Source organism: Klebsiella sp. 64 (assembly GCF_018223915.1).
Lineage (GTDB): Bacteria > Pseudomonadota > Gammaproteobacteria > Enterobacterales > Enterobacteriaceae > Klebsiella > Klebsiella pneumoniae.
Genome location: NZ_JAGRQZ010000001.1, coordinates 96,570 through 115,559, shown reverse-complemented (window position 1 = coordinate 115,559; position 18,990 = coordinate 96,570). Strand labels below are relative to the sequence as shown.

Annotated in this window: 19 protein-coding genes and 5 pseudogenes; 7 read left to right on the top strand and 17 right to left on the bottom strand. The window is 55.1% G+C overall.

Annotated features, from left to right (window positions below):
• Positions 1 to 18: 18 nt before the first annotated feature.
• Both KHQ23_RS00590 and KHQ23_RS00585 read right to left on the bottom strand, forming a co-directional pair.
• Positions 19 to 1,221: an MFS transporter gene (locus KHQ23_RS00590; protein ID WP_050484953.1), complete on the bottom strand. Its 1,203-nt coding sequence runs from the start codon at positions 1,219 to 1,221 to the stop codon at positions 19 to 21.
• Positions 1,222 to 1,293: 72 nt separating this feature from the next.
• A complete protein-coding gene (locus KHQ23_RS00585; protein ID WP_047682064.1) occupies positions 1,294 to 2,430 on the bottom strand; it encodes an alpha/beta hydrolase in 1,137 nt (378 codons plus the stop codon).
• Positions 2,431 to 2,602: 172 nt separating this feature from the next.
• On the opposite strand from KHQ23_RS00585, the gene KHQ23_RS00580 reads away from it, so the two are divergent.
• Entirely contained in the window at positions 2,603 to 3,487 is an 885-nt protein-coding gene (locus tag KHQ23_RS00580; RefSeq protein WP_004152138.1) for a LysR family transcriptional regulator, read from the top strand.
• A gap of 81 nt (positions 3,488 to 3,568) precedes the next feature.
• Here KHQ23_RS00580 and KHQ23_RS00575 read toward each other — a convergent pair.
• The 8 genes and pseudogenes from KHQ23_RS00575 to tssB form a co-directional block, all read right to left on the bottom strand.
• Positions 3,569 to 3,870: pseudogene (locus KHQ23_RS00575) on the bottom strand (IS21 family transposase); the annotation flags it as partial.
• A 132-nt stretch (positions 3,871 to 4,002) separates the two neighbouring features.
• Positions 4,003 to 4,443 (bottom strand): hypothetical protein, encoded by a 441-nt coding sequence (locus KHQ23_RS00570; protein ID WP_050484952.1) that lies wholly within the window; start codon positions 4,441 to 4,443, stop codon positions 4,003 to 4,005.
• A pseudogene (locus tag KHQ23_RS00565) lies at positions 4,443 to 4,705 on the bottom strand (PAAR domain-containing protein). The gene KHQ23_RS00570 and the pseudogene KHQ23_RS00565 overlap by 1 nt, the downstream one beginning before the upstream one ends.
• The gene (locus KHQ23_RS00560) at positions 4,617 to 5,099 is read right to left on the bottom strand and encodes a hypothetical protein (protein ID WP_225590673.1); all 483 of its coding nucleotides are present in this window, start codon (positions 5,097 to 5,099) and stop codon (positions 4,617 to 4,619) included. The pseudogene KHQ23_RS00565 and the gene KHQ23_RS00560 overlap by 89 nt, the downstream one beginning before the upstream one ends.
• Positions 5,089 to 6,138 carry a hypothetical protein gene (locus KHQ23_RS00555; RefSeq protein WP_211776834.1) on the bottom strand — a complete coding sequence of 350 codons (1,050 nt, stop codon included), beginning with the start codon at positions 6,136 to 6,138 and terminating at the stop codon, positions 5,089 to 5,091. The genes KHQ23_RS00560 and KHQ23_RS00555 overlap by 11 nt, the downstream gene beginning before the upstream one ends.
• 1 nt (position 6,139) lies before the next feature.
• Positions 6,140 to 6,751: pseudogene (locus tag KHQ23_RS00550) on the bottom strand (DUF2345 domain-containing protein); the annotation flags it as partial.
• Positions 6,739 to 6,816 (bottom strand): annotated as a pseudogene (locus tag KHQ23_RS26590) (hypothetical protein); the annotation flags it as partial. The pseudogenes KHQ23_RS00550 and KHQ23_RS26590, both read right to left, overlap by 13 nt.
• A 41-nt stretch (positions 6,817 to 6,857) precedes the next feature.
• A complete protein-coding gene (gene tssB / locus KHQ23_RS00545) occupies positions 6,858 to 7,349 on the bottom strand; it encodes a type VI secretion system contractile sheath small subunit (RefSeq protein WP_032434390.1) in 492 nt (163 codons plus the stop codon).
• 439 nt (positions 7,350 to 7,788) lie between these two features.
• Here tssB and KHQ23_RS00540 point away from each other — a divergent pair.
• A pseudogene (locus tag KHQ23_RS00540) lies at positions 7,789 to 8,520 on the top strand (DUF3577 domain-containing protein).
• Here the strand turns inward: KHQ23_RS00540 and KHQ23_RS00535 are convergent.
• Positions 8,463 to 8,714 (bottom strand): hypothetical protein, encoded by a 252-nt coding sequence (locus KHQ23_RS00535; protein ID WP_211776835.1) that lies wholly within the window; start codon positions 8,712 to 8,714, stop codon positions 8,463 to 8,465. The pseudogene KHQ23_RS00540 and the gene KHQ23_RS00535 sit on opposite strands and share 58 nt — an antisense overlap.
• A 485-nt stretch (positions 8,715 to 9,199) precedes the next feature.
• On the opposite strand from KHQ23_RS00535, the gene KHQ23_RS00530 reads away from it, so the two are divergent.
• The gene (locus KHQ23_RS00530; protein WP_014907748.1) at positions 9,200 to 9,379 is read left to right on the top strand and encodes a hypothetical protein; all 180 of its coding nucleotides are present in this window, start codon (positions 9,200 to 9,202) and stop codon (positions 9,377 to 9,379) included.
• Positions 9,376 to 9,633 carry a hypothetical protein gene (locus tag KHQ23_RS00525; protein WP_032434388.1) on the top strand — a complete coding sequence of 86 codons (258 nt, stop codon included), beginning with the start codon at positions 9,376 to 9,378 and terminating at the stop codon, positions 9,631 to 9,633. The genes KHQ23_RS00530 and KHQ23_RS00525 overlap by 4 nt, the downstream gene beginning before the upstream one ends.
• On the opposite strand, the gene KHQ23_RS00520 is transcribed toward KHQ23_RS00525, so the two are convergent.
• Positions 9,630 to 11,246 carry an ABC transporter substrate-binding protein gene (locus tag KHQ23_RS00520; protein WP_004176446.1) on the bottom strand — a complete coding sequence of 539 codons (1,617 nt, stop codon included), beginning with the start codon at positions 11,244 to 11,246 and terminating at the stop codon, positions 9,630 to 9,632. The genes KHQ23_RS00525 and KHQ23_RS00520 overlap by 4 nt on opposite strands.
• A complete protein-coding gene (locus tag KHQ23_RS00515; protein ID WP_004148146.1) occupies positions 11,243 to 11,359 on the bottom strand; it encodes a hypothetical protein in 117 nt (38 codons plus the stop codon). The genes KHQ23_RS00520 and KHQ23_RS00515 overlap by 4 nt, the downstream gene beginning before the upstream one ends.
• Before the next feature lie 72 nt (positions 11,360 to 11,431).
• Between KHQ23_RS00515 and mpaA the strand changes: the two genes are divergently transcribed.
• Positions 11,432 to 12,139, top strand: coding sequence for a murein tripeptide amidase MpaA (mpaA, locus tag KHQ23_RS00510; protein ID WP_004152134.1), 708 nt, complete (start codon positions 11,432 to 11,434; stop codon positions 12,137 to 12,139).
• Here mpaA and ycjG read toward each other — a convergent pair.
• Entirely contained in the window at positions 12,136 to 13,101 is a 966-nt protein-coding gene (gene ycjG, locus KHQ23_RS00505; protein ID WP_004892699.1) for an L-Ala-D/L-Glu epimerase, read from the bottom strand. The genes mpaA and ycjG overlap by 4 nt on opposite strands.
• A 102-nt stretch (positions 13,102 to 13,203) precedes the next feature.
• On the opposite strand from ycjG, the gene tpx reads away from it, so the two are divergent.
• A complete protein-coding gene (tpx, locus tag KHQ23_RS00500; RefSeq protein ID WP_004152131.1) occupies positions 13,204 to 13,710 on the top strand; it encodes a thiol peroxidase in 507 nt (168 codons plus the stop codon).
• Between the two features lie 70 nt (positions 13,711 to 13,780).
• Here the strand turns inward: tpx and KHQ23_RS00495 are convergent, their stop codons facing one another.
• The 3 genes from KHQ23_RS00495 to KHQ23_RS00485 form a co-directional block, all read right to left on the bottom strand.
• Positions 13,781 to 14,833, bottom strand: coding sequence for an AbrB family transcriptional regulator (locus KHQ23_RS00495; protein WP_004176450.1), 1,053 nt, complete (start codon positions 14,831 to 14,833; stop codon positions 13,781 to 13,783).
• A gap of 101 nt (positions 14,834 to 14,934) precedes the next feature.
• Positions 14,935 to 16,476: a transcriptional regulator TyrR gene (gene tyrR / locus KHQ23_RS00490; RefSeq protein ID WP_002901979.1), complete on the bottom strand. Its 1,542-nt coding sequence runs from the start codon at positions 16,474 to 16,476 to the stop codon at positions 14,935 to 14,937.
• 172 nt (positions 16,477 to 16,648) lie between these two features.
• Positions 16,649 to 17,962 (bottom strand): 6-phospho-beta-glucosidase, encoded by a 1,314-nt coding sequence (locus tag KHQ23_RS00485; protein ID WP_211776836.1) that lies wholly within the window; start codon positions 17,960 to 17,962, stop codon positions 16,649 to 16,651.
• Between the two features lie 143 nt (positions 17,963 to 18,105).
• On the opposite strand from KHQ23_RS00485, the gene KHQ23_RS00480 reads away from it, so the two are divergent.
• The gene (locus tag KHQ23_RS00480) at positions 18,106 to 18,975 is read left to right on the top strand and encodes a LysR substrate-binding domain-containing protein (RefSeq protein WP_223175067.1); all 870 of its coding nucleotides are present in this window, start codon (positions 18,106 to 18,108) and stop codon (positions 18,973 to 18,975) included.
• The last annotated feature ends 15 nt before the right edge of the window (positions 18,976 to 18,990 follow it).

Below are 18,990 nucleotides of genomic sequence, written 5' to 3'. Positions count from 1 at the left end.
TGTCATTCCTGATTTGACTTATGCATTCAATTCATTAATCGCAGTGCGCTGAGATGATCTGATTTTGACAGAGAGCAGAAAAGTCACCCCTGCCGCGCCCAGCAGTAACAGACCGCTCAGTGCAAAAGTGCTGTGCCATCCCAGACTATCAAACACCAGGCCGCCTACCGTTGACCCGAGGGCTATCGATAGCTGGATCACGGCGACCATCAGCCCGCCGCCCGTCTCCGCATCCTCGGGCAGCGTCCGCGCAATCCATGTCCACCAGCCGGTGGGCGCCGCCGTCGCCAGCAGGCCCCACAGGCTTAACAGTACGGCGACCGATCCCGTGTGGTGTCCGGCCAGCAGAAGCGTTCCGGCAATTGCGGCCATTAACAACGGGATAGCCACCAGCGTCGGATAAAATCGGGCATTCAGAACGGTCGTAATAAGCAGCGTGCCGATAAAACCGGCGATACCCATTGTCAGCAATATCAGGGACAGACCAGAAGGACTGACCTGGGTCACCGTCTCCAGAAACGGTCGCACATAGGTAAATAAGGTAAACTGTCCCATAAAGAACAGTCCGCAGGCCAGCAATCCCAGGGATAGCGTAGAAAGACGGAACAGACGCAGCACCGATCCCTGCCGCTGTGGTGCGCGCGGACTTTTCATCGACGGCAGGCTAATGCATTGCCAGACGAAGGCCAGCACCGCCAGCGGGACAAGACATAAAAAGGCGCCGCGCCAGCCGACGGTGGCCCCCAGGTAGCTGCCCAGCGGCGCTGCCACAACGGTGGCCAGCGCGTTGCCGCCGTTAAAGATGGCCAGTGCGCGGGGGACCTGGCGTTGCGGCACCAGCCGAATGGCCGTTGCCGCCGACATCGACCAGAAGCCGCCGATGACGATCCCAATGAGCGCTCTGCCCAGCATATAAACCGGGAAACTGGACGCCAGGGCAATAATCAGCCCAGAGGCTGCCATCAACGCCGTGAGCCCCAGCAGCAGCCATTTACGGTCCAGCGATCCGGTAAGACGGGATATCGTCAGGCTGGTCAGTACCGCCAGCGCGCCAGAAAGCGCAATGCCCTGACCGGCTAATCCCTCGGTAATGTGTAAATCACCCGCGATGGGTGTCAACAGACTGACCGGCATAAATTCTGAGGCAATGAGCACAAATACGCAGAGCGTCATCGCCAGGACGCCGCTCCAGTGTGCCCGGGTGTGACCTAATGCAGACATTATTTCTCTCCGACAAGACAAAGCCGCCCGCAGGCGCGTGGCGGCTTTGGGGATGTCTCCGGCACAGGAGATCTATTTCAGGTTGGTTTTAAAAAATTGCGCGAACGTCGCAAAGGGAATTTTGCCCGCGACGTTGTCATAGAGATCGACGTGGTTTGCGCCTGGGACAATCACCAGCGCTTTCTCTTTACTGCCGATGGCCTTAAAGGCATCTTCGGCAAAATAGCGTGAATGGGCTTTTTCGCCGGTCACGATAAGCGTCGGAATAGTCACTTCGCTGGCGTAACTCAGCAGCGGCATATTCATAAACGACAGCGGCATCGTCGCATTCCAGGCCCCGGTTGAATTAACCGAACGCGGATGGAAACCACGCGGCATACGGTAATAATCGAAGAACTCTTTCAGGACCGGGTTGGGGTTGGCGGGCAAGGTTTCCGGCAAAATACGATCGGCAGCGCTGATGTTGCCTTTATCATCAACATATATGTCATGCCCACCGGGGGCGGAAGTGCCGTTTGCCGCATCCTTCCAGCGCTGCGCGTTCAAGTACTGCAGTACCGCTCGGCGGTCGGCTGTCGTGTAGCGGTCTTTGCCATCGCCTACCCCATGCCCCATCGCGCGGCTCATGTCATACATGACGCTGGTCGCCACCGCTTTGACGCGGGTGTCCATCGCCGCGTCGTTCAGGGCCATACCGCCCCAGCCGCAAATGCCGAGCAAACCGATACGGTTGCGATCCACCTCTTTTTGCAGGCCCAGAAAGTCCACCGCGGCACTGAAATCCTCGGTATTGATATCCGGTGAGGCTACGTTGCGTGGGTAGCCACCGCTTTCGCCCGTATAGGATGGGTCAAACGCCAGGGTGACAAACCCCTGTTCGGCCAGCGTCTGGGCATACAGGCCGCTGGACTGCTCTTTTACCGCGCCGAAGGGACCGCTCACGGCAATAGCTGCCAGTTTGCGTTCACCGCGATCCTTCGGCAGGTAGAGATCGCCAACTAAGGTTATCCCGTAGCGGTTCTGGAAGGTCACCCTACGGTGATCCACTTTCAAGCTCTCAGCAAACGTTTTATCCCATTGTTCAATCAGTGAAACAGGCGCATTCGGGTTAGTTGTCTCAGCAGAGCTCATCGTTGTGACTCCAGTTAATGAGGCGCAAAGCAGCATGGCGGGTATCGCGGCTGTCAGTTTTTTGGTGAAAACCGTCATCAAAATTCCCCTAAATAAACGTGATCAATGCAAGTCTCCAGTAGACAATGCAGCTTTGCTTTATTGTCGTGCGCTTAGTGTAGCCAGCAGTAATGGTTCTTATTAGGGGGAGAAAAATGCTAAGATTAATACCATATTGTTCTAAATGGCATGCGGATGACGAGGCGGGAGAATGGCGAAACGGGAAAACTATAATGACCTCTATCTGTTTATGCAGGTGGTGCGGGAAGGCAGTTTTACCGCCGCAGCGCAACGACTTGGCCTGGCGCAGTCCGGTGTAAGCCGTGCGGTTCGTGAACTTGAAGAGCGGCTGGGCGTTCAGCTTCTGGTGCGCACCACCCGCCGATTGTCGCTCACTCAGGCGGGTGAGCAGCTCTATCACAATGTCGAATCCGGTTTCGACGCCTTAGATATGGGACTCGCCACGCTGGCCCACTATCGTCAAACGCCCTCCGGTACGGTACGCATCAATGCCAGCCAGCATGCCATTGATAAAGTCCTGCTGCCGAAGCTGGCAGTATTTAAACAACGCTATCCCGATATCAGACTGGAACTGATCAGCGAAAGCCGGTTTGTCGATATTATTGCGCAGCGATTTGATGCGGGCGTACGTCTGGGCCCGGAAGTCGGAAGCGGCATGATTGCGGTACGCATTTCGCCCGATATGGAGATGGCGGTGGTGGGTACCCCGGAACATTTTCGACGCTACGGCTTTCCACAAACGCCCGCCGATTTAGTCGCCCACCCCTGCATCGCTTATCAGTTCGGCGACGGCAGCCTTTACGCCTGGGAACTTAATGTGGATGGCAAAAAAATCACCCACCCACCTCAGGGACAGTGGGCTTTCGCCGATAGCTATATGGAGGCCAAAGCGGCGAGGCTCGGTCTGGGGCTGGCCTATGTCCCGGAAGAGCTGATTACCGACGATCTAGCCCAGGGCACACTTATCCGGGTGCTCCAGCGTTATAGCCAGCGTCTGGAAGGTTCATTTCTCTATTACCCGCACCGCAATGTGTCACCCGCGCTGAGAGCGGTCATTGATACATTGCGAATGTAGCTGAGGTTGCCTGCAGGCAGCAGGCAACCGGTAGTGGCCGGTGACTGGCGCTGTGCTCAGCATTTTCACTCATTTCCGACCCAGGCCACACAGGCCAGGCTGATGCCGCTGGCGGAACATAAACTCCTGCTCTGCACCGTACTGCAACGTCCGTTCGCGGCCCCGCCGTTGCATTATCCAGCGGAGACTGTTGGGGGACTGACCGGGATATTTATCCTGCAGCATTGCCAACAGCGTCGTTGGCATAAGCGCTGGTCTCGCCTTCAGCCGGCTAATACATGCTGTCCCCTGCTGCTTCAGGAGGATCTTTGTGCGTCCGCCAGTGACGTACAGCGGCTTTTGACCCCCTGTTTTTTATCGAACCGGCTGCCGGCGCGGACAGAGGCACAGGGGGCAGGATATCAGCCGAAGTCTACAGACAGAGCGTCACGCTGCTCGTAAAGAAAAACAGGGGTAAACCGGATAGTAAAGGCAAGCCTGAGCAGCAGGATAATGCTGCTGTTTAAGATGACGTATCAGCCCGCGTCCTTCAGGGATAAATTCCGTGCCGTCGCGTTCCAGGTCTGTTCCCCTTCCTGCGTATTTGCAAGCCGACCTAACAATCCCGTATCGGCAGTGATGAAAACATGGCTGAGAATGACAAGATGCTGTTGTGCACGTAAACGCCACTTCAGACGCATGTTCCTGCACCACTCATTCCAGTTCCAGACACGAATTGCTAGCATTTCCTGGCTGAAAGTATAGACCGCGATGGCTGCCGAAATTCCCGCAAAGGTCTTGATCGTCAGTGGTAACCAAGCCCCACTGCTCAATGAAAGTAACCCTGTCGTTAGTGATTTCAGCACCGCATTAAGCAGCCCAGTGAAAAGTCCGAGAATAATAATCAACAGACAGATCCACGGTGACCAGGATGGTGCCTGATCTTTTTCAGGCACTTCCGGCAGAGACCATCCCATCAGCCAACCTCCATATCCGGCATGCTTGCGATGACACTCGCACCACACTGTGTCTTACAGCCATGCAATACAATCCCACGCCCGTTTTCTTCATACGCAGAAACATCGCATTCAATAATTTTATTCATACCGTGTTTCGGGCAACTTACGGTATCATCAAAAGTGCGGCATTATTACCGAATATATCGAAGCTGGATGAGGCTGATGTGACTTTGCCACCGTGCGAAGTCACGTCCCCTAAAACGACGACAAACTTCCCCATTTGTTAATCCTTTATTTAGGTGAGGAATACCCCCAGTAAAAACGAATAACTGGAGACTTATTTTATCAACTTCAGGTAAATCTCGGAACACTAGAGGTTCAGAATTTATTTTATCGTCAGAAAGATATTTTTTGGGCTCCAGTTTATAATCTACCCCGTTTAATCCAAGCCTCTTATTCAGGCCTTCGCAAAGTTTATTCTCCGCAATTGAAAACCACTCTCCTGTCGAGTTTACAGCGTGTACAAGTATAATAATACCAGGAAAATGTGGTGGTAAATCACAATCGCCTCTGATCTGGCAATTTTTATGAGATGGAAATGAGTACCAGGACGGATGCCAATTATCATCAAATTTACATTCAAGTTCCCGGATGGGTTCAGAATCACTGTTCATTTTTTACCACCTCCTTTTTCCCATTTGACTCATTGGTATATGTGATGATTTTAGCTTCAATGCTTTTATTACATAGATATTTAGCATCAATACTTTTCGTTGAAAGTTTCGGAAAATCAATCCTGTGACTATAAACCTCATCCTCAATCCTGATTCGAATATCTGACAACTCATTTGCCATCAAATTACTATCCTCATGAGTTTTAGGAGGTGTTAATTTTCTGATATAGTCGAATATATGAAATGTGGGTCCATAATCATTTGCATAAGGCATTTTTTTTCTTATCAGTTCTTTTCTCACTAACTCATGAACTTTTTTCTGCCAATCATCATAAACACTGATTAATTTTCCGTCTGAAAATCTTAATTTATTCACTGAATGAAGATCGCGAAGACCTATAGGGTGAGAAAATACACTCTCTGTTTGAGACTCATCTTTTAAATAAACCCCATCATTAGCCACTACCACTTTAAGCTTACTGAACCGTTCAGGGGTACTGTACTCCTCAGCTATAATTTTATAGATAAAGGTTTTTCCATGATCTGCCGAAAGGAAGAAAAACAAAGGACAACCTCGCTCTGACCTTCCACTACCACAATATTGTCTGGTAGATGCGCCGGGGAGTGCCAGATAACCATTATCTGCCCCATTAATAACAGAGCCTTTATAAGCTACTAAATTATTTCCCCGGCGATAGGAAATATCATAAAATTCGATATCCCATCCCAGGTGTGTTTTTATTCCCCGCTGAGAGTCATTGTAATATACCTGTCCACCCTTATCACAGGATATGTAGTTTTCCAGCGTCAAGTATCGATTTTTATCTATGCGATAAATAATTTGTGGCGGAGCATCCGTTTCAACTTTCCGCGACACTTCAACCTTTTGAGAGCCACTCATTCCTCCCAGGCCCACTCCAAAACTGGCCCCCATACTGGCCCCTGCCAGGAACTGCAGGCCTTTATAAATGACATAGAGGAGCACACCGACAATGGCTATAATTGTAAGCACTTTTCTGTCTGACTGATTCCATCTCATCTTAATTCGCCTTAACCAAGCTGATAATCATATTGTCGATAACATCAGATGAATTGAGTGACGTCGCTCCAGAATCATCTATCACACCGGAAATAACAGAACCATCTGGCATAGTGATTTTGTATGCCCTGCCAGGCATGGGTTCTTTTGTTAGCGCATTTCTGATTATAAATTTCTCATCAAATGTTGAAGGCTCAAACGACTTCATCCCCCCCTGCATATTGCCAGTGCCCGCTTTCCTGATGCCCGTATTCTTAAACAGCAGTTTACCCGGTCCACCAATCTCAACATTCCCGCCTTTGATTTTGATATAGCAGCCTCCACAGACCAGCGTCAGTTCATCCTGTGCCGTAACGACCAGTTTCTTGCCACTCGAAATATGCGTGTCCTGTGTCGACCAAGTGGTGATATTTTCACTCTGAGCCTGAATATCAATATCGTTTTGCGAGCTGAACGGTTTTGCCCCTTCACGGCTGTACAGGCTGAGTTGTTTACCGGCCGCCAGCGTAAAGTCCTTCTGCACACCGACATCTAGCTGTTTACCCGCCGTCAGCGTCATATTATCACTGGCTGATAGCTGCATATCTTCGCCGCTCACTAGTACCATGCCTCTCCCGCCGTGTTTTCCTGTAGCGTGGTTTGCCCCTGGACAGGGCTGTTTTCTGTGGTAACAGACATTAGCATTTTCCCGGTTAATCCATTAACAGACGCGCCCCCGGTTATTTCGGGGCAAGCGCACTCATTTCGCCGCGTAATTCCTGGGACAGCGCCGGATCTTTCAGGATTGTCTCGAGCTCTTTTCTGAAAGTGGCGTTATCGAGCAGATTGGATTTGCGATCGCGTAATAAGTTACGCGTCGCCAGCATGGCGCGGAGCTGCGGAAATTGCCGGGCAATCTGCTCCGGTTCAAAATCTTTGATATCGGTAAAACGCAGTCTGACGTTCTCCTCTTCACCATTGCCGGCCAGCGTATTCGGCACCGAGAGGTTTACTTCCGGGCTAAATTCCGAAAGTACGCTGTTAAAACTATTTTTATTGACGTGGATTTTTTCTCTTTCCGATAAAGGCCGGTTCTCCTTCCCATGACTAAAATCGCCGATGGTAAGCAGCTTGAGTGGTAGTTCAACCTTCTTTTGCGCTCCGCCGGTATGAAGTGATAATTTGAGATTAATACGCGCTTTGGGCACTTCGTTCTGGAACGTATCAGCCATAGCAGTTCCTTTCCTTGAGGAAGGATCATTGAATATTAGCGGGAATAAAACGGAATGATGATAAAACAAAAGTAGATTACCGATCAACTTAACAGGTTAAGAATTTAATTTATTCACCAAGTCAACAATTCAATTCAAAAGATAAAGCATCATGAATATTAAATACCGGGACCTATATCACCCACCAATGATTACTTTGATAAATAATGTAAGATAAATATATACACCTGATATCCCTGCAACGAAAAAAAAATGCATCACTGAATACACTTTACGCCAGCGTCGCGATGGAGCAATCACATTTATCGCTGTAGCGGGATAAACTATTCAGAGGACAACTATCAGGGAACCATCATGTTCGCTGTTTGCGCTCAACGTACATGGCCGGGAGCCTGACGCATGCTCCTCCCTCTCCTACGCCGCTGCGCATCGTTGCCACATGACGCTATTTTCCGCCGCGCTGGCGTCAGCGTCCCTGGCATCACGGCCGGTTCGCATTCTGCGGATCGCCGGGCTATATCCAGGACAGCTTTCTCGCACAACGAGTCAATGTCCTCATGCGGATGGTTTCAATGCCAGTAACAGCTCCTTCGACACTGATCCCTTTTTTATCAACTTCAGGGGGTCAGCCATGACAACCTCAACGCCCCCTGCGCCGTACTTTACCCTGCAAATTAACGGTCTGGACTATCTCCGCCGCATCCGCGACGTGCACCCTAAAAAAGGCGACAGCTTCCTTGCGTGCGCCATCGCGGCACTGAACGGTCCTACCACCAAACCGGAATATCGCTATTTTGATATTCGGGTTTCAGGCGATGAGGCGTAACATCTGATCCGCCACTACAATGATGCCGTGGACGCCGAGAAAAAAGTGCTGATTGGCTTTAGTCTCGGCGATTTGTGGACCGATATTTATACCCATACCAAATGGAAATATGCCAGGAAGCAGGATGTAAGCCTGAAGGCCTGGCTATCTTTATCCACTGGATTAAAATCGATGGCGAGGAGGGTTATCAGGCGAAGTCCAAATCATCTGAACAGGCTGAAGACACGTCGCCGGAAGCTCCAGCATCGACGGCATATCCAGATTCAACGTCCAATAAGTGGTGACAGTCAGGCTCCTTTGGAAGCGGGATTTTTTAATATATCTTCTGCACTTTCAATAGGATAACGGGTATAACTAACATCTTTCTTACACACCACAGCAGTCACATGAACAGAATTGTTTTCAATATATATCGCTCTATAATTATTTGGTGTGTCCATCAGATATCTGGCTTCTCTACCTAAGTCAGGAATAATCCAGTATTTATCATTACATTGAAAAGAGCTTTTGGTATCATAACGGTAAACTTCTTTCGCCACAGCATTAAACAATCCACCAGAGCTAATGAAATAGGAAGTATAACCGATAATTAAAAAAAACACCTGACAGACAAAGAATTGAAGTATACACCATCGAAGGTATTTTAATTCTTTTAACCCGCGATGAATCAGTTACCGCCCCTATAGCCATACAACTAAAATAGGAAGCAATCACAAAAAATGGGATAGAAAATAAGATTGAAAAAGTCCACCCAACATAAGCAATTTTAGCAACACTAATATCAAAGACTTCATTGACAAAACCATTCGTTAACATCTTCGAAAGAAACAATATGATTGAACACAGAATTAAAAGAGCTCGATTTATTTTTTTAACAGTATTTTCTCGTAGCCTTGACATGCATAAAAAATAATAATTACAAAACAGTAATGAGAAAAAAATTGCCGGAACACCAAGCAAGATCGGCCGTCCGAGAGTCACGCTACTTGCAGGATGAACTCCATTTTCTGCCGGACGCCTCGCCATGAAGAATGACGCTCTGTGTTTACTGTATGTTTTCGCCCTGTTTATTAGCCACTGCGCTCTACGTCAGAAACCGTTGCCTGTTTCCGCCAATACCGGTGTAGCCCCCTTTACGCCGCAATTTACCGAGCGCCAGCAGCGCTACACTCTAGTAGAACTCAAACCGAAACCGGCCGGATGAGCCTGCTGCTACAGCCCGTCGAAATTAACCTTCCCGATACGGTTGGCGCCGCAATGCGCCAGACGGGCTTTAGTCTGTGTACCGCCGCCGAACGTTCATCGCTCTATATGCTTCCGCTGCCCGCCACCCACCGACACAGCAGGCGAATACCGCTGCGCGACGCCCTACAGAAGGAAAAACTGGCGCGGCAAGACGCGCCAGCTCGGGGATCAGCGATGGTTGCCTGGCATCATCAGGCAACCAGTACCGGTTAGTGCTTCACGATATACATGGTACGGCTGTAGGCCACATCTTCCGGGTTGGTGATCGGGTAGCCTTTCAGCCACGGCTTAATCAACCGGCCGTTAGTGTACTGGTAGATCGGCGCGATCGGCGCTTTGACCATAATGATCTTTTCCGCCGCGTTGTAATCGTCGTTACGCGCTTTGGCCGAATTCTCTACCGCCGCCTGGGCGAGGATTTTGTCGTACGCCGGATCGTTAAAGCGCGAAATATTTCCGCTGTGGGTGGAGGTCAGCAGCGACAGGAAGGTGGACGGCTCGTTGTAGTCCCCCACCCACGAAGCGCGGATCACGTCGAAATTGCCGGTGTTACGGCTGTCGATATAGGTTTTCCACTCCTGGTTCTGCAGCTTCACTTCCACGCCGAGGTTTTTCTTCCACATCGACGCCACCGCGATGGCAATCTTCTGGTGGTTCTCAGAGGTGTTATACAGCAGCGTCAGCTTCAGCGGACGATTCGGGCCATAGCCCGCGGCAGCCAGCAGGGCTTTCGCCTGGGCATTAAGCTCAGCCTGACTCATGCTCTCAAACTGTGACGGCTGGGGGGTGAAGCCCGCCGTCACGTCCGGCGTGAAGCGCCAGGCCGGTTTTTCCCCGGTCCCCAGTACTTTCTCCGCCATCACCCGGCGATCGATGGTCATGCTCAGCGCCAGGCGTACCCGCTCATCCGCCGTCGGCCCCTTTTGGGTATTGAAAGCGTAATAGTAGGTACCCAGCTGCGGCGGGGTATACACCTGCCCCGGAATATCCTTCAGCAGTTTCTGGTACATATTTTTCGGGAAAGACTCGGTGATATCGATATCCCCTGCAAGATAGCGCTTGGTGGCGGCGGACTCCTGGTTAATCGGCACAAAGGTGACCTGCTGGATCACCGTTTTGGCGTTATCCCAGTAGTGCGTGTTCGGCACCACCACCAGCTTCTCATTGACCACACGGTCTTTCAGAACATAGGCGCCGTTGCCCACCAGGCTGCCGGGCCGCGTCCAGTTCGCCCCGCTGTCGACATTCGCCTTTTGCACCGGATAGAAGGCAAAGCTGGCGGTCAGGTTGCTGAACCACGGCAGTGGTTTATCCAGCTGCACCCGCAGGGTGTGGGCGTCGACGGCGGTGACTCCCAGGGTCTCCGGCGCGGCTTTGCCGTCAATAATGTTCTGCGCGTTAGCGATCCCCGCCAGCGCCGCGAACCAGGCGAACGGCGAAGTGGTTTTCGGATCCACCAGACGCTGCCAGCTATAGACGAAATCTTCGGCAGTAACCGGCGTGCCGTCGGACCAGCGGGCGTTATCACGCAGGGTAAAGGTCCAGACGCGGTTATCGTTGCTCTGCCAGCGGGTCGCTACGCCTGGAACCAGGTTGCCTTTCGCATCCTGATTGACTAAACCTTCAAACAGATCGCGGATCACCTGGATTTCCGGCAGGCCCACCGCTTTGGCGGGATCTAACGAGGCGGGTTCATCTTTGATATGGCGCACTAACAGCTGTTTTTCCGCCAGTACCGTGCCCGGCGGTACGTCAGCCGCCCAGGCCAGAGAAGATACGCTGGCTAACCACAGCGCGCCGCATGTCAAAGCGACAGGATACTTCATAAGATCCCCTTTAAAATGAAAAAAATACCGCCAACAGAGCGATAATTATTTGTTTCATCACCTGAAATTGCAAACGACATATGATAGAAAATTGATGTGCCGTCGGATTTCACGCCTCAGGGAATGGGTTTGATCCCGATACGCTTTTCGCCAACACTAAATAATAACGACACACAGGAAGCCCTATGTCTATTTCACGTCCTCGCCCGCAGCGCGGCGACTTTCCGCCGGGAACCCGGCAGTATGGCAGCTCGGAACTGGGCGCGCCGCTGCTGTGGTTTCCTGCGCCGCAGGCCGACAGCCGTAGCGGGCTGATTATTGCCGGTACCCACGGTGATGAGAATTCGTCGATTGTGACCCTCTCCTGCGCCCTGCGCACCCTGAAACCCGAGCTGCGCCGCCACCACGTGGTGCTGACGGTCAATCCTGACGGCTGTCAGCTCGGGCTGCGCGCCAATGCCCGCGGCGTTGACCTCAACCGTAACTTTCCGGCAGCCAACTGGAAGCAAGGGGAAACGGTTTACCGCTGGAATAGCGCGGCGGCGGAGCGCGACGTGGTGCTGTTGACCGGTGAGCAGCCGGGTTCGGAACGGGAGACCGAGGCCCTGTGTCAGTTGATCCATCAGATTCATCCGGCGTGGGTGGTCTCCTTTCACGATCCGCTGGCCTGTATCGAAGATCCGGGCCACAGCCCGCTGGGTCGCTGGCTGGCCGACGCCTTCTCCCTGCCGCTGGTGGGCAGCGTGGGCTACGACACGCCGGGCTCCTTTGGCAGCTGGTGCGCCGATATCGGACTCCCCTGCATCACCGCCGAGTTCCCGCCGGTCTCCGCCGACGAGGCAACGGAGCGTTACCTGCCGGCGATGACCGATCTGCTGCGCTGGCAGGCTTAAAGATGAAGCACGCCGGTGCTGAACCGCAGCGCCGGCTCAACGTCCACCGCCAGCCATGTCGGGCCGTCGAGGTCAGCGAAGCGCGCCAGCGGCGCCAGAGGGAGCGCGGCGGCGATCCCGCGCGAGGTGCAGAGCATACAGCCCAGCATCCGTTCAAATTCCTGCCGTTCCGCCTCCCCGGCCAGAGCCAGCGCTTCGGTCAGGCCGCCCGTTTTATCCAGTTTGATATTGATCATCTCATAGCGCCCGCGCAGCCGCGGCAGGCTCTCCCGGGTGTGGCAGCTCTCGTCGGCGCAAATCGGCAGCGGATGAACGAAGTTTTCCAGCGCCGAGTCGTCGTCGGCGGGGAGCGGCTGCTCAAGCATCGCCACACCGAGGTCCGCCAGCAGCTGACAGCGCGCCGCCAGCCCCTCGCTGTGCCAGGACTCATTGGCGTCAACAATCAGCGTAGCCTCCGGCGCCGCCTGGCGGATAGCGATTAGCCGCTCACTGATCAGTCGATCGTCGAGCTTCACCTTCAACAGCTGGGCCCCTGCCTGCCACAGCGCCGCGGCGCTGGCCGCCATCTGATCCGGCGTGCCAATGACCACCGTCTGGGCGGTAATCACCCGGTTAGGCAACGCCACGCCCAACAGCTGGGCCAAGGTTTTGCCTTCGCGCCGGGCCTGCAGATCCCATAGCGCGCAGTCAATGGCATTGCGGGCGGCGCCTGCCGGCAGCAGCCGCTGCAGCTGTTCGCGGGTAAGCCCCGCCTCCAGTTGCTCGCCGATCGCCATCACCTGGGCCATGACCGAGGCGATGCTCTCGCCATAGCGGGGATAGGGTGTGCATTCGCCTACCCCTTTCACGCCGTCCTCTTCCAGTTCCACTACCACCACTTTTGCCTCGCTGCGGCTACCGCGGGCGATCACAAAAGGGGTATGGAGCGGCCAGGCTTCCTCATACACTCGCACGTTACGCATTCCCTTGTCCTCTCTGGTAAATGTTAAATAGGGTTTGCCGTGTAGCTGGCGGATGTCATACACTACTCGCGACGTTAACTATATGTAAACAGGAAGATAACCATGTCACAAACCGTGCATTTCCAGGGCAACCCCGTTTCTGTTCAGGGCACCATTCCGCAGGCAGGCGCTAAAGCGCAGCCGTTTACGCTGGTCGCCAAAGATCTCTCTGACGTCGCGCTGAGCCAGTACGCCGGCAAACGTAAAGTACTGAATATTTTCCCGAGCATTGATACCGGCGTGTGTGCCGCATCAGTGCGTAAATTCAACCAGCTGGCCGCTGAACTGGACAACACCGTAGTGCTGTGCATTTCCGCTGACCTGCCGTTCGCCCAGTCCCGCTTCTGCGGCGCGGAAGGCCTGAGCAACGTGGTCACCCTGTCCACGCTGCGCGGCGCGTCCTTCCTCGCTGACTACGGCGTCGCCATCGCCACCGGTCCGCTGGCTGGCCTGGCTGCCCGTGCGGTGGTCGTTATCGATGAAAACGATCAGGTCGTCTACAGCCAGCTGGTGAACGAAATCACCGAAGAGCCGGACTACGACGCCGCGCTGGCCGCCCTGAAAGCCTGATAACAGATTGCCCGGGCGCATCGCGCTCGCGGACATTCGATCTGCCCAGCCCTCGCTCTGCGAGGGCTTTTTATTGCCGCGGCGCATAGCGGGAGATAGCCCGCGCCATCGCCGGGCCGGTCAGCAAAATGGTAAACAGCCGCAGCGTCTGTAGCGCCATAATAAACGACATGTCCGCCCGGGTGCCGGCGGCGATAATCGCCACCGTGTCCAGCCCGCCGGGGCTGGTGGCCAGATAGGCGGTCATAAAGTCCATCTGCAGAATGTGGGTCAGGGCAAGGGCCATCAGGGCGCACATCAGGATCAGTCCGAGGATGGAGGCGATAATCTGCGGCAGCGTCTTGAGGGCCAGCAGAAAAATGGCTTTATTAAACTGGAGCCCCACCGTCCAGCCCAGCACCGCATAGGCCATCGCCAGCAGCCACTCCGGCAGCTCCAGCATCAGCCAGCCGCCGCCCTGGGCCAGGGCGCCAAGCAGCATCGGCAGCAGCATGGCCCCGGAGGGGATGCGCAGCCGCATGCCCAGCCAACAGGCCACCGCCGTCAGCAGCAGCGTGAAAGGGAAATTCAGGGTCAACGATGGAAACCAGACAATATCCTGAGTCATTTCCTGTGCTTCATTGCCCAGGGCATAGCGCACCACCAGCGCCGCCGCGCCGACGACAAACAGCACCCGCAGATACTGCATCAGCGCCACCAGCCGCACATCGGCCCCGTACTCCTGGGCCATCACCACCATTGCCGACGCGCCGCCGGGAGAGCTTCCCCAGGCGCCAGTGGCGCCCGGCAGCGCGCTGTAGCGGACCAGCAGCCAGCCGGTAAGGCCGCTTATCGCCAGGGTGGTCAACAGGATCGCCAGCACCAGCGCCCAGTTGTTGAACAGCACGCCAAAAACAGAGGGATTAATCGCCCGGGCGATCATGCAGCCGACAATGGCCTGCGCCGCCAGATAACAGGGGCGAGGGATGCTCAGCTTCACCCCGCGCAGGCTCAAAATGAGACCGGCGATCAGCGGCCCCAGCAGCAGCGCTGCCGGCAGGTGTATTCGTAACAGCAGCGAGGAAAAGAGAACAGAGAGCAGCAGCAATATCAGCCAGTGCCCGATCGCGCGACGCGACGCCAAGATGCACCACCCCGGAAAAAGGATTAAAAAACCAGTATATACAGGTTTGGCCCGCTTTGCAGGCCGGGATGCCGGCGACGTGAGTCGCCGGCCTGGCGGGATTATTCGTCGCCCTTTTTCTGACTCAGACCATATTCACGCAGCTTATTGGCGATGGCGGTATGCGACACCCCCAGCCGCTTCGCCAGCTTACGGGTGCTGGGGTAGCTGCGATAGAGCTGGGTCAGCACCGAGCGCTCAAAGCGGCGGGTGATGTCGTCCAGCGACCCTTCCATGGCCTCCTCGCCCACCGGCAGCGAGGCGACGTCATGGTCCGGCAGCAGAATGTCCTGTGGACGCAGCTCAAATCCTTCCAGCTGGGTCAGTGCGCGATAGACGGCATTCTTCAGCTGGCGGACGTTGCCGGGCCAGCTGTAGCGGGTAAGCACCGTACTGAGATCGGCAGAGAGCTTCGGCCGCGGGATCCCCTGCTCGTCGGCAAAGCGGGCCACGAACAGCTCCGTCAGCGGCATGATGTCCTGCGGGCAATCGCGCAGCGGCGGCAGATACAGCGTCAGGACGTTGAGGCGATAGTAGAGATCTTCGCGGAAAAGCCCTTTCTGCACCAGCTCGATCAGGTTTTTCTGCGTCGCGCAGATCACCCGCACATCGACGTGCACTTCATGATCCTCGCCAACGCGGCGGAAGGTGCCGTCGTTGAGAAAGCGCAGCAGCTTGGTCTGCATGCGCGGCGACATCTCGCCAATTTCATCCAGCAGCACCGAGCCGCCGTTGGCCTGCTCGAAGAAGCCCTTCTTGCCCTGCAGCGCGTCGCCAAACAGCTCGCTCTCGACCGCGTCCTCGGGAATGGAGCCACAGTTGAGCGCCAGATAGGGTTTGCCCGCCCGCGGACTGGCCAGATGGCAGGCATGGGCCAGCAGATCTTTACCGGTGCCGGTGTCGCCGACAATCAGCAGCGGCGCGCTGAGCATCGCCAGCTTGCGCGCTTGCTCTACCACGTGGCGCATTTTCGGCCCCACCGCGAGGATCTGACTGAAGGCGCTGGTATCCTGGCTGGTCATGGTCTGCAGCTGGCGTCCCATGCGCACGGTTGAGCGCAACATCGCCACGGCGCCGGTCAGCACTCGCTCGTTATGCTCGCCTTCCAGATAGACCGGAGTCACTTCCAGCAGGTAGTTCTGCCCATTCACCACCACATGCTCCGCATGCGTCTCCTGCGGGCTGCTCTCCAGCCAGCGCTGAACGTTAAAATCGGCGATCAGCTGGGCCACCGGGTGGTTACGCAGCTTCGCCTGGCTTTGGCCAAACAGCAGGCAGCTGGCGGGGTTCGCCAGTTCCACCCGACCTTTGGTATCCAGCGACAGCACCGGCTCCGGCATCGCTACCAGCAGCGCGCTGAGCGCCAGGTGTTCACGTTCAGACGGCATCCAGGGCACGGTGCGCACGTCCGTCACGCCGGCGATACGGCGGATCTCAGCCATCAGGCTGCTGAACGTGGCGAATTCCAGTTCGGCGAAATTGAGGTAAATTCGGCCAATAGGGTCAATATCGATACCGCGCAGGTCAATACCACGCAGCACCAGCAAATCGAGCAATTCACGAGTCAGACCGAGACGGTCTTCACAAAAGACTTCAAGACGCATGGGAGTGTTCACCCTAAAAGTGCCAATGACGGGAGAATAATAGGCCAGGAATGGGTTTTCGGGAAGCTAACTGTCAACAATTATTGACAGTGTGGCGGAAAAATGGGCGCTGTGGCGTAAAGTCAGACGGTCAGTGGTTAAATCACCGGCCAGGCGGCCGGTGAGTCTTGGGTCAGGCGTGGAAAGCAGGCAGCCACTGACAGTTCTCAGCGATCACCTCATCCAACGCCAGTTCGAGCTTCTCGCCGCTGACGATCAGCGGATTCAGCATCAGAGCACGCCATGCGGTGTGGCGGTTGCCGGTGAGCGCGGCCTCGATAGTCAGCCGTTCAAATGATTTCATCAGCTGCAGCAAACGCAGGGTATCTTCCGGGAACGGCGCCACATTGAGAGGTAGCGGACCAGAAGCGGTAATCAGCGAGCTGACCTCTACCGCGCAGTCATCCGGCAGGCCATTGATGGCGCCGTTATTACGCGTGTTGACGTGCATGATAATCCGCTTGTCGTTGTAGATGGCATTCATCAGCTCGCAGGCCGCCTCGGAATAGTACTGGCCGCCGCGCCTTTCCAGCGCCTTCGGTTTGACTGCCAGGTGCGGGTCGCGGTACTGGTCAAACAAGATTTTTTCCAGCTGCTTAACCACTTCCCCGCGGGTTCCTTCGCCGCCCGCCTCCGCCAGCTCCTGGCGCAGCAGATCGTCTTTCATGTAGTAATAACGCAGATAGGCGCAGGGGATCATGCCTAAGCCCTGCAGCAGATGCGACGGCCAACGGAACGGCGGAATGTTGCGCGGCACCAGCGGATCCCGACCGGCGTTGATCTCGGCTATCACCTCCGGCAGCCATTCTTTACCTTTGTGCAGGATCTGGCGCACGAAGATAAAGTGGTTCAGGCCGGCGACCTGCATCACCACCTCTTTTTCGTCAGCGCATTGCAGCAGAGTGGTTATCCCTTTTTGCATAATCACCGGCACGTTACACAGGCCGACGGCTTTGATGCGGCTGTGGCGCAGGATCGCTTCGGTCACCATCCCCGACGGGTTGGTAAAGTTCAGCAGCCAGGCGTCGGGACACAGTCGCTCCATATCGGCAGCGATCTCCAGGGCGATGGGAATGGTGCGACAGGCGTTGGCGAAGCCGCCAAGGCCATTGGTCTCCTGGCCGATCAAGCCATACCTGAGGGAGATACGTTCATCGCTGATCCGGGCGTCAAGGCAGCCGGCGCGAAACTGCGAGCAGACGAAATCGGCATCGCGCAGCGCGCTTTCCCGGTCAAGGGTGGCCACCACTTCAATAGTCAGCCCGGCTTTGGCGATCATTCGCCGCGCCAGTCCGGCGATAATCTCGACTTTCTCTTTGCCCTCTTCAATGTCCACCAGCCACAGCGAAGCGACCGGCATTTCATGATAGCGGTTGAGCAAACCTTCAATCAGTTCCGGGGTGTAGCTGGAGCCACCGCCAATCACCACAATTTTGAGTCCTGACATGGTATACCTCGGTTTAGTTACGATATAACTATTTAAAACCGGCAAAACTGGCCTAACAAACGAATTAAATCGGCCTATGCATGAACTCAATTAATGCATAAGGGAGACAATCTGTGCTTGAGCAACAAAGCATCCTTGCGCTGCTGCAGACCTTTGAGGTGACCGCCCGCCACCTGAGCTTTACCCTTGCCGCGCATGAAATGAACCTAACCCAGGGAGCGGTCAGCCATCGGATCCGCAGGCTGGAGATGCACATCGGGTTTCGCCTGTTTATCCGCATGACGCGTAAACTGGCGCTGACAGAGGAAGGTAAGCGGCTGCTGGCGACGTTAAGCCATTCGCTGCGGGCGATTAACGATGAAATTGAGGATATTCGCGATCAGGATCTGCGCGGCACGCTGCATATTGGTATTGCGCCGACGCTGGCCCATCTGTGGCTGATGCCGCGTCTGCCGCGCTTTCAGGCGCAATGGCCGGGACTGAATCTGCAGTTTCGCGTGCGCGCCGGGGTGATGGATTTTAACGAGGAGCGGGTGGATCTGGCAATTTACTACGGCGCCACGCGCTACCCCGATCTTTATCAACAGCGGCTGATGGCGGAAAGTTTGCTCCCGGTCTGCTCCCCGCGTTATCGCCAGCAGTATCGTCCGCTAAGCGGCGGCGACCCGGCGGCGCTCGTCTGGATCCATGCGTGCGAATCCACCGACGTACAGGATCAATTTGCGGAATGGCGCCTGTGGTGCCAGCACAGCGGACAGGCGTTACCTTTTGAAGGCCGGTATTACGCGGTGAATAACCACTCGCTGGCCATCGAGATGGCGCTCAATGGACTCGGCGTGGTGATGGGGCGTAAAACGCTGATCCAGCCGCTGCTCGACGCCGGCAGGCTGGTGGCCTTGTCTGAAAATGAAGCGCCCTCGCCCTTTGGCTATGACCTGATTTGTCCGCAGGAGAACCGTTCCCGCCCGCGCTTTCGCGCCTTCAGCGAGTGGCTGGCGGCGGAATGCGCCTAATCGAATATTGCCAGG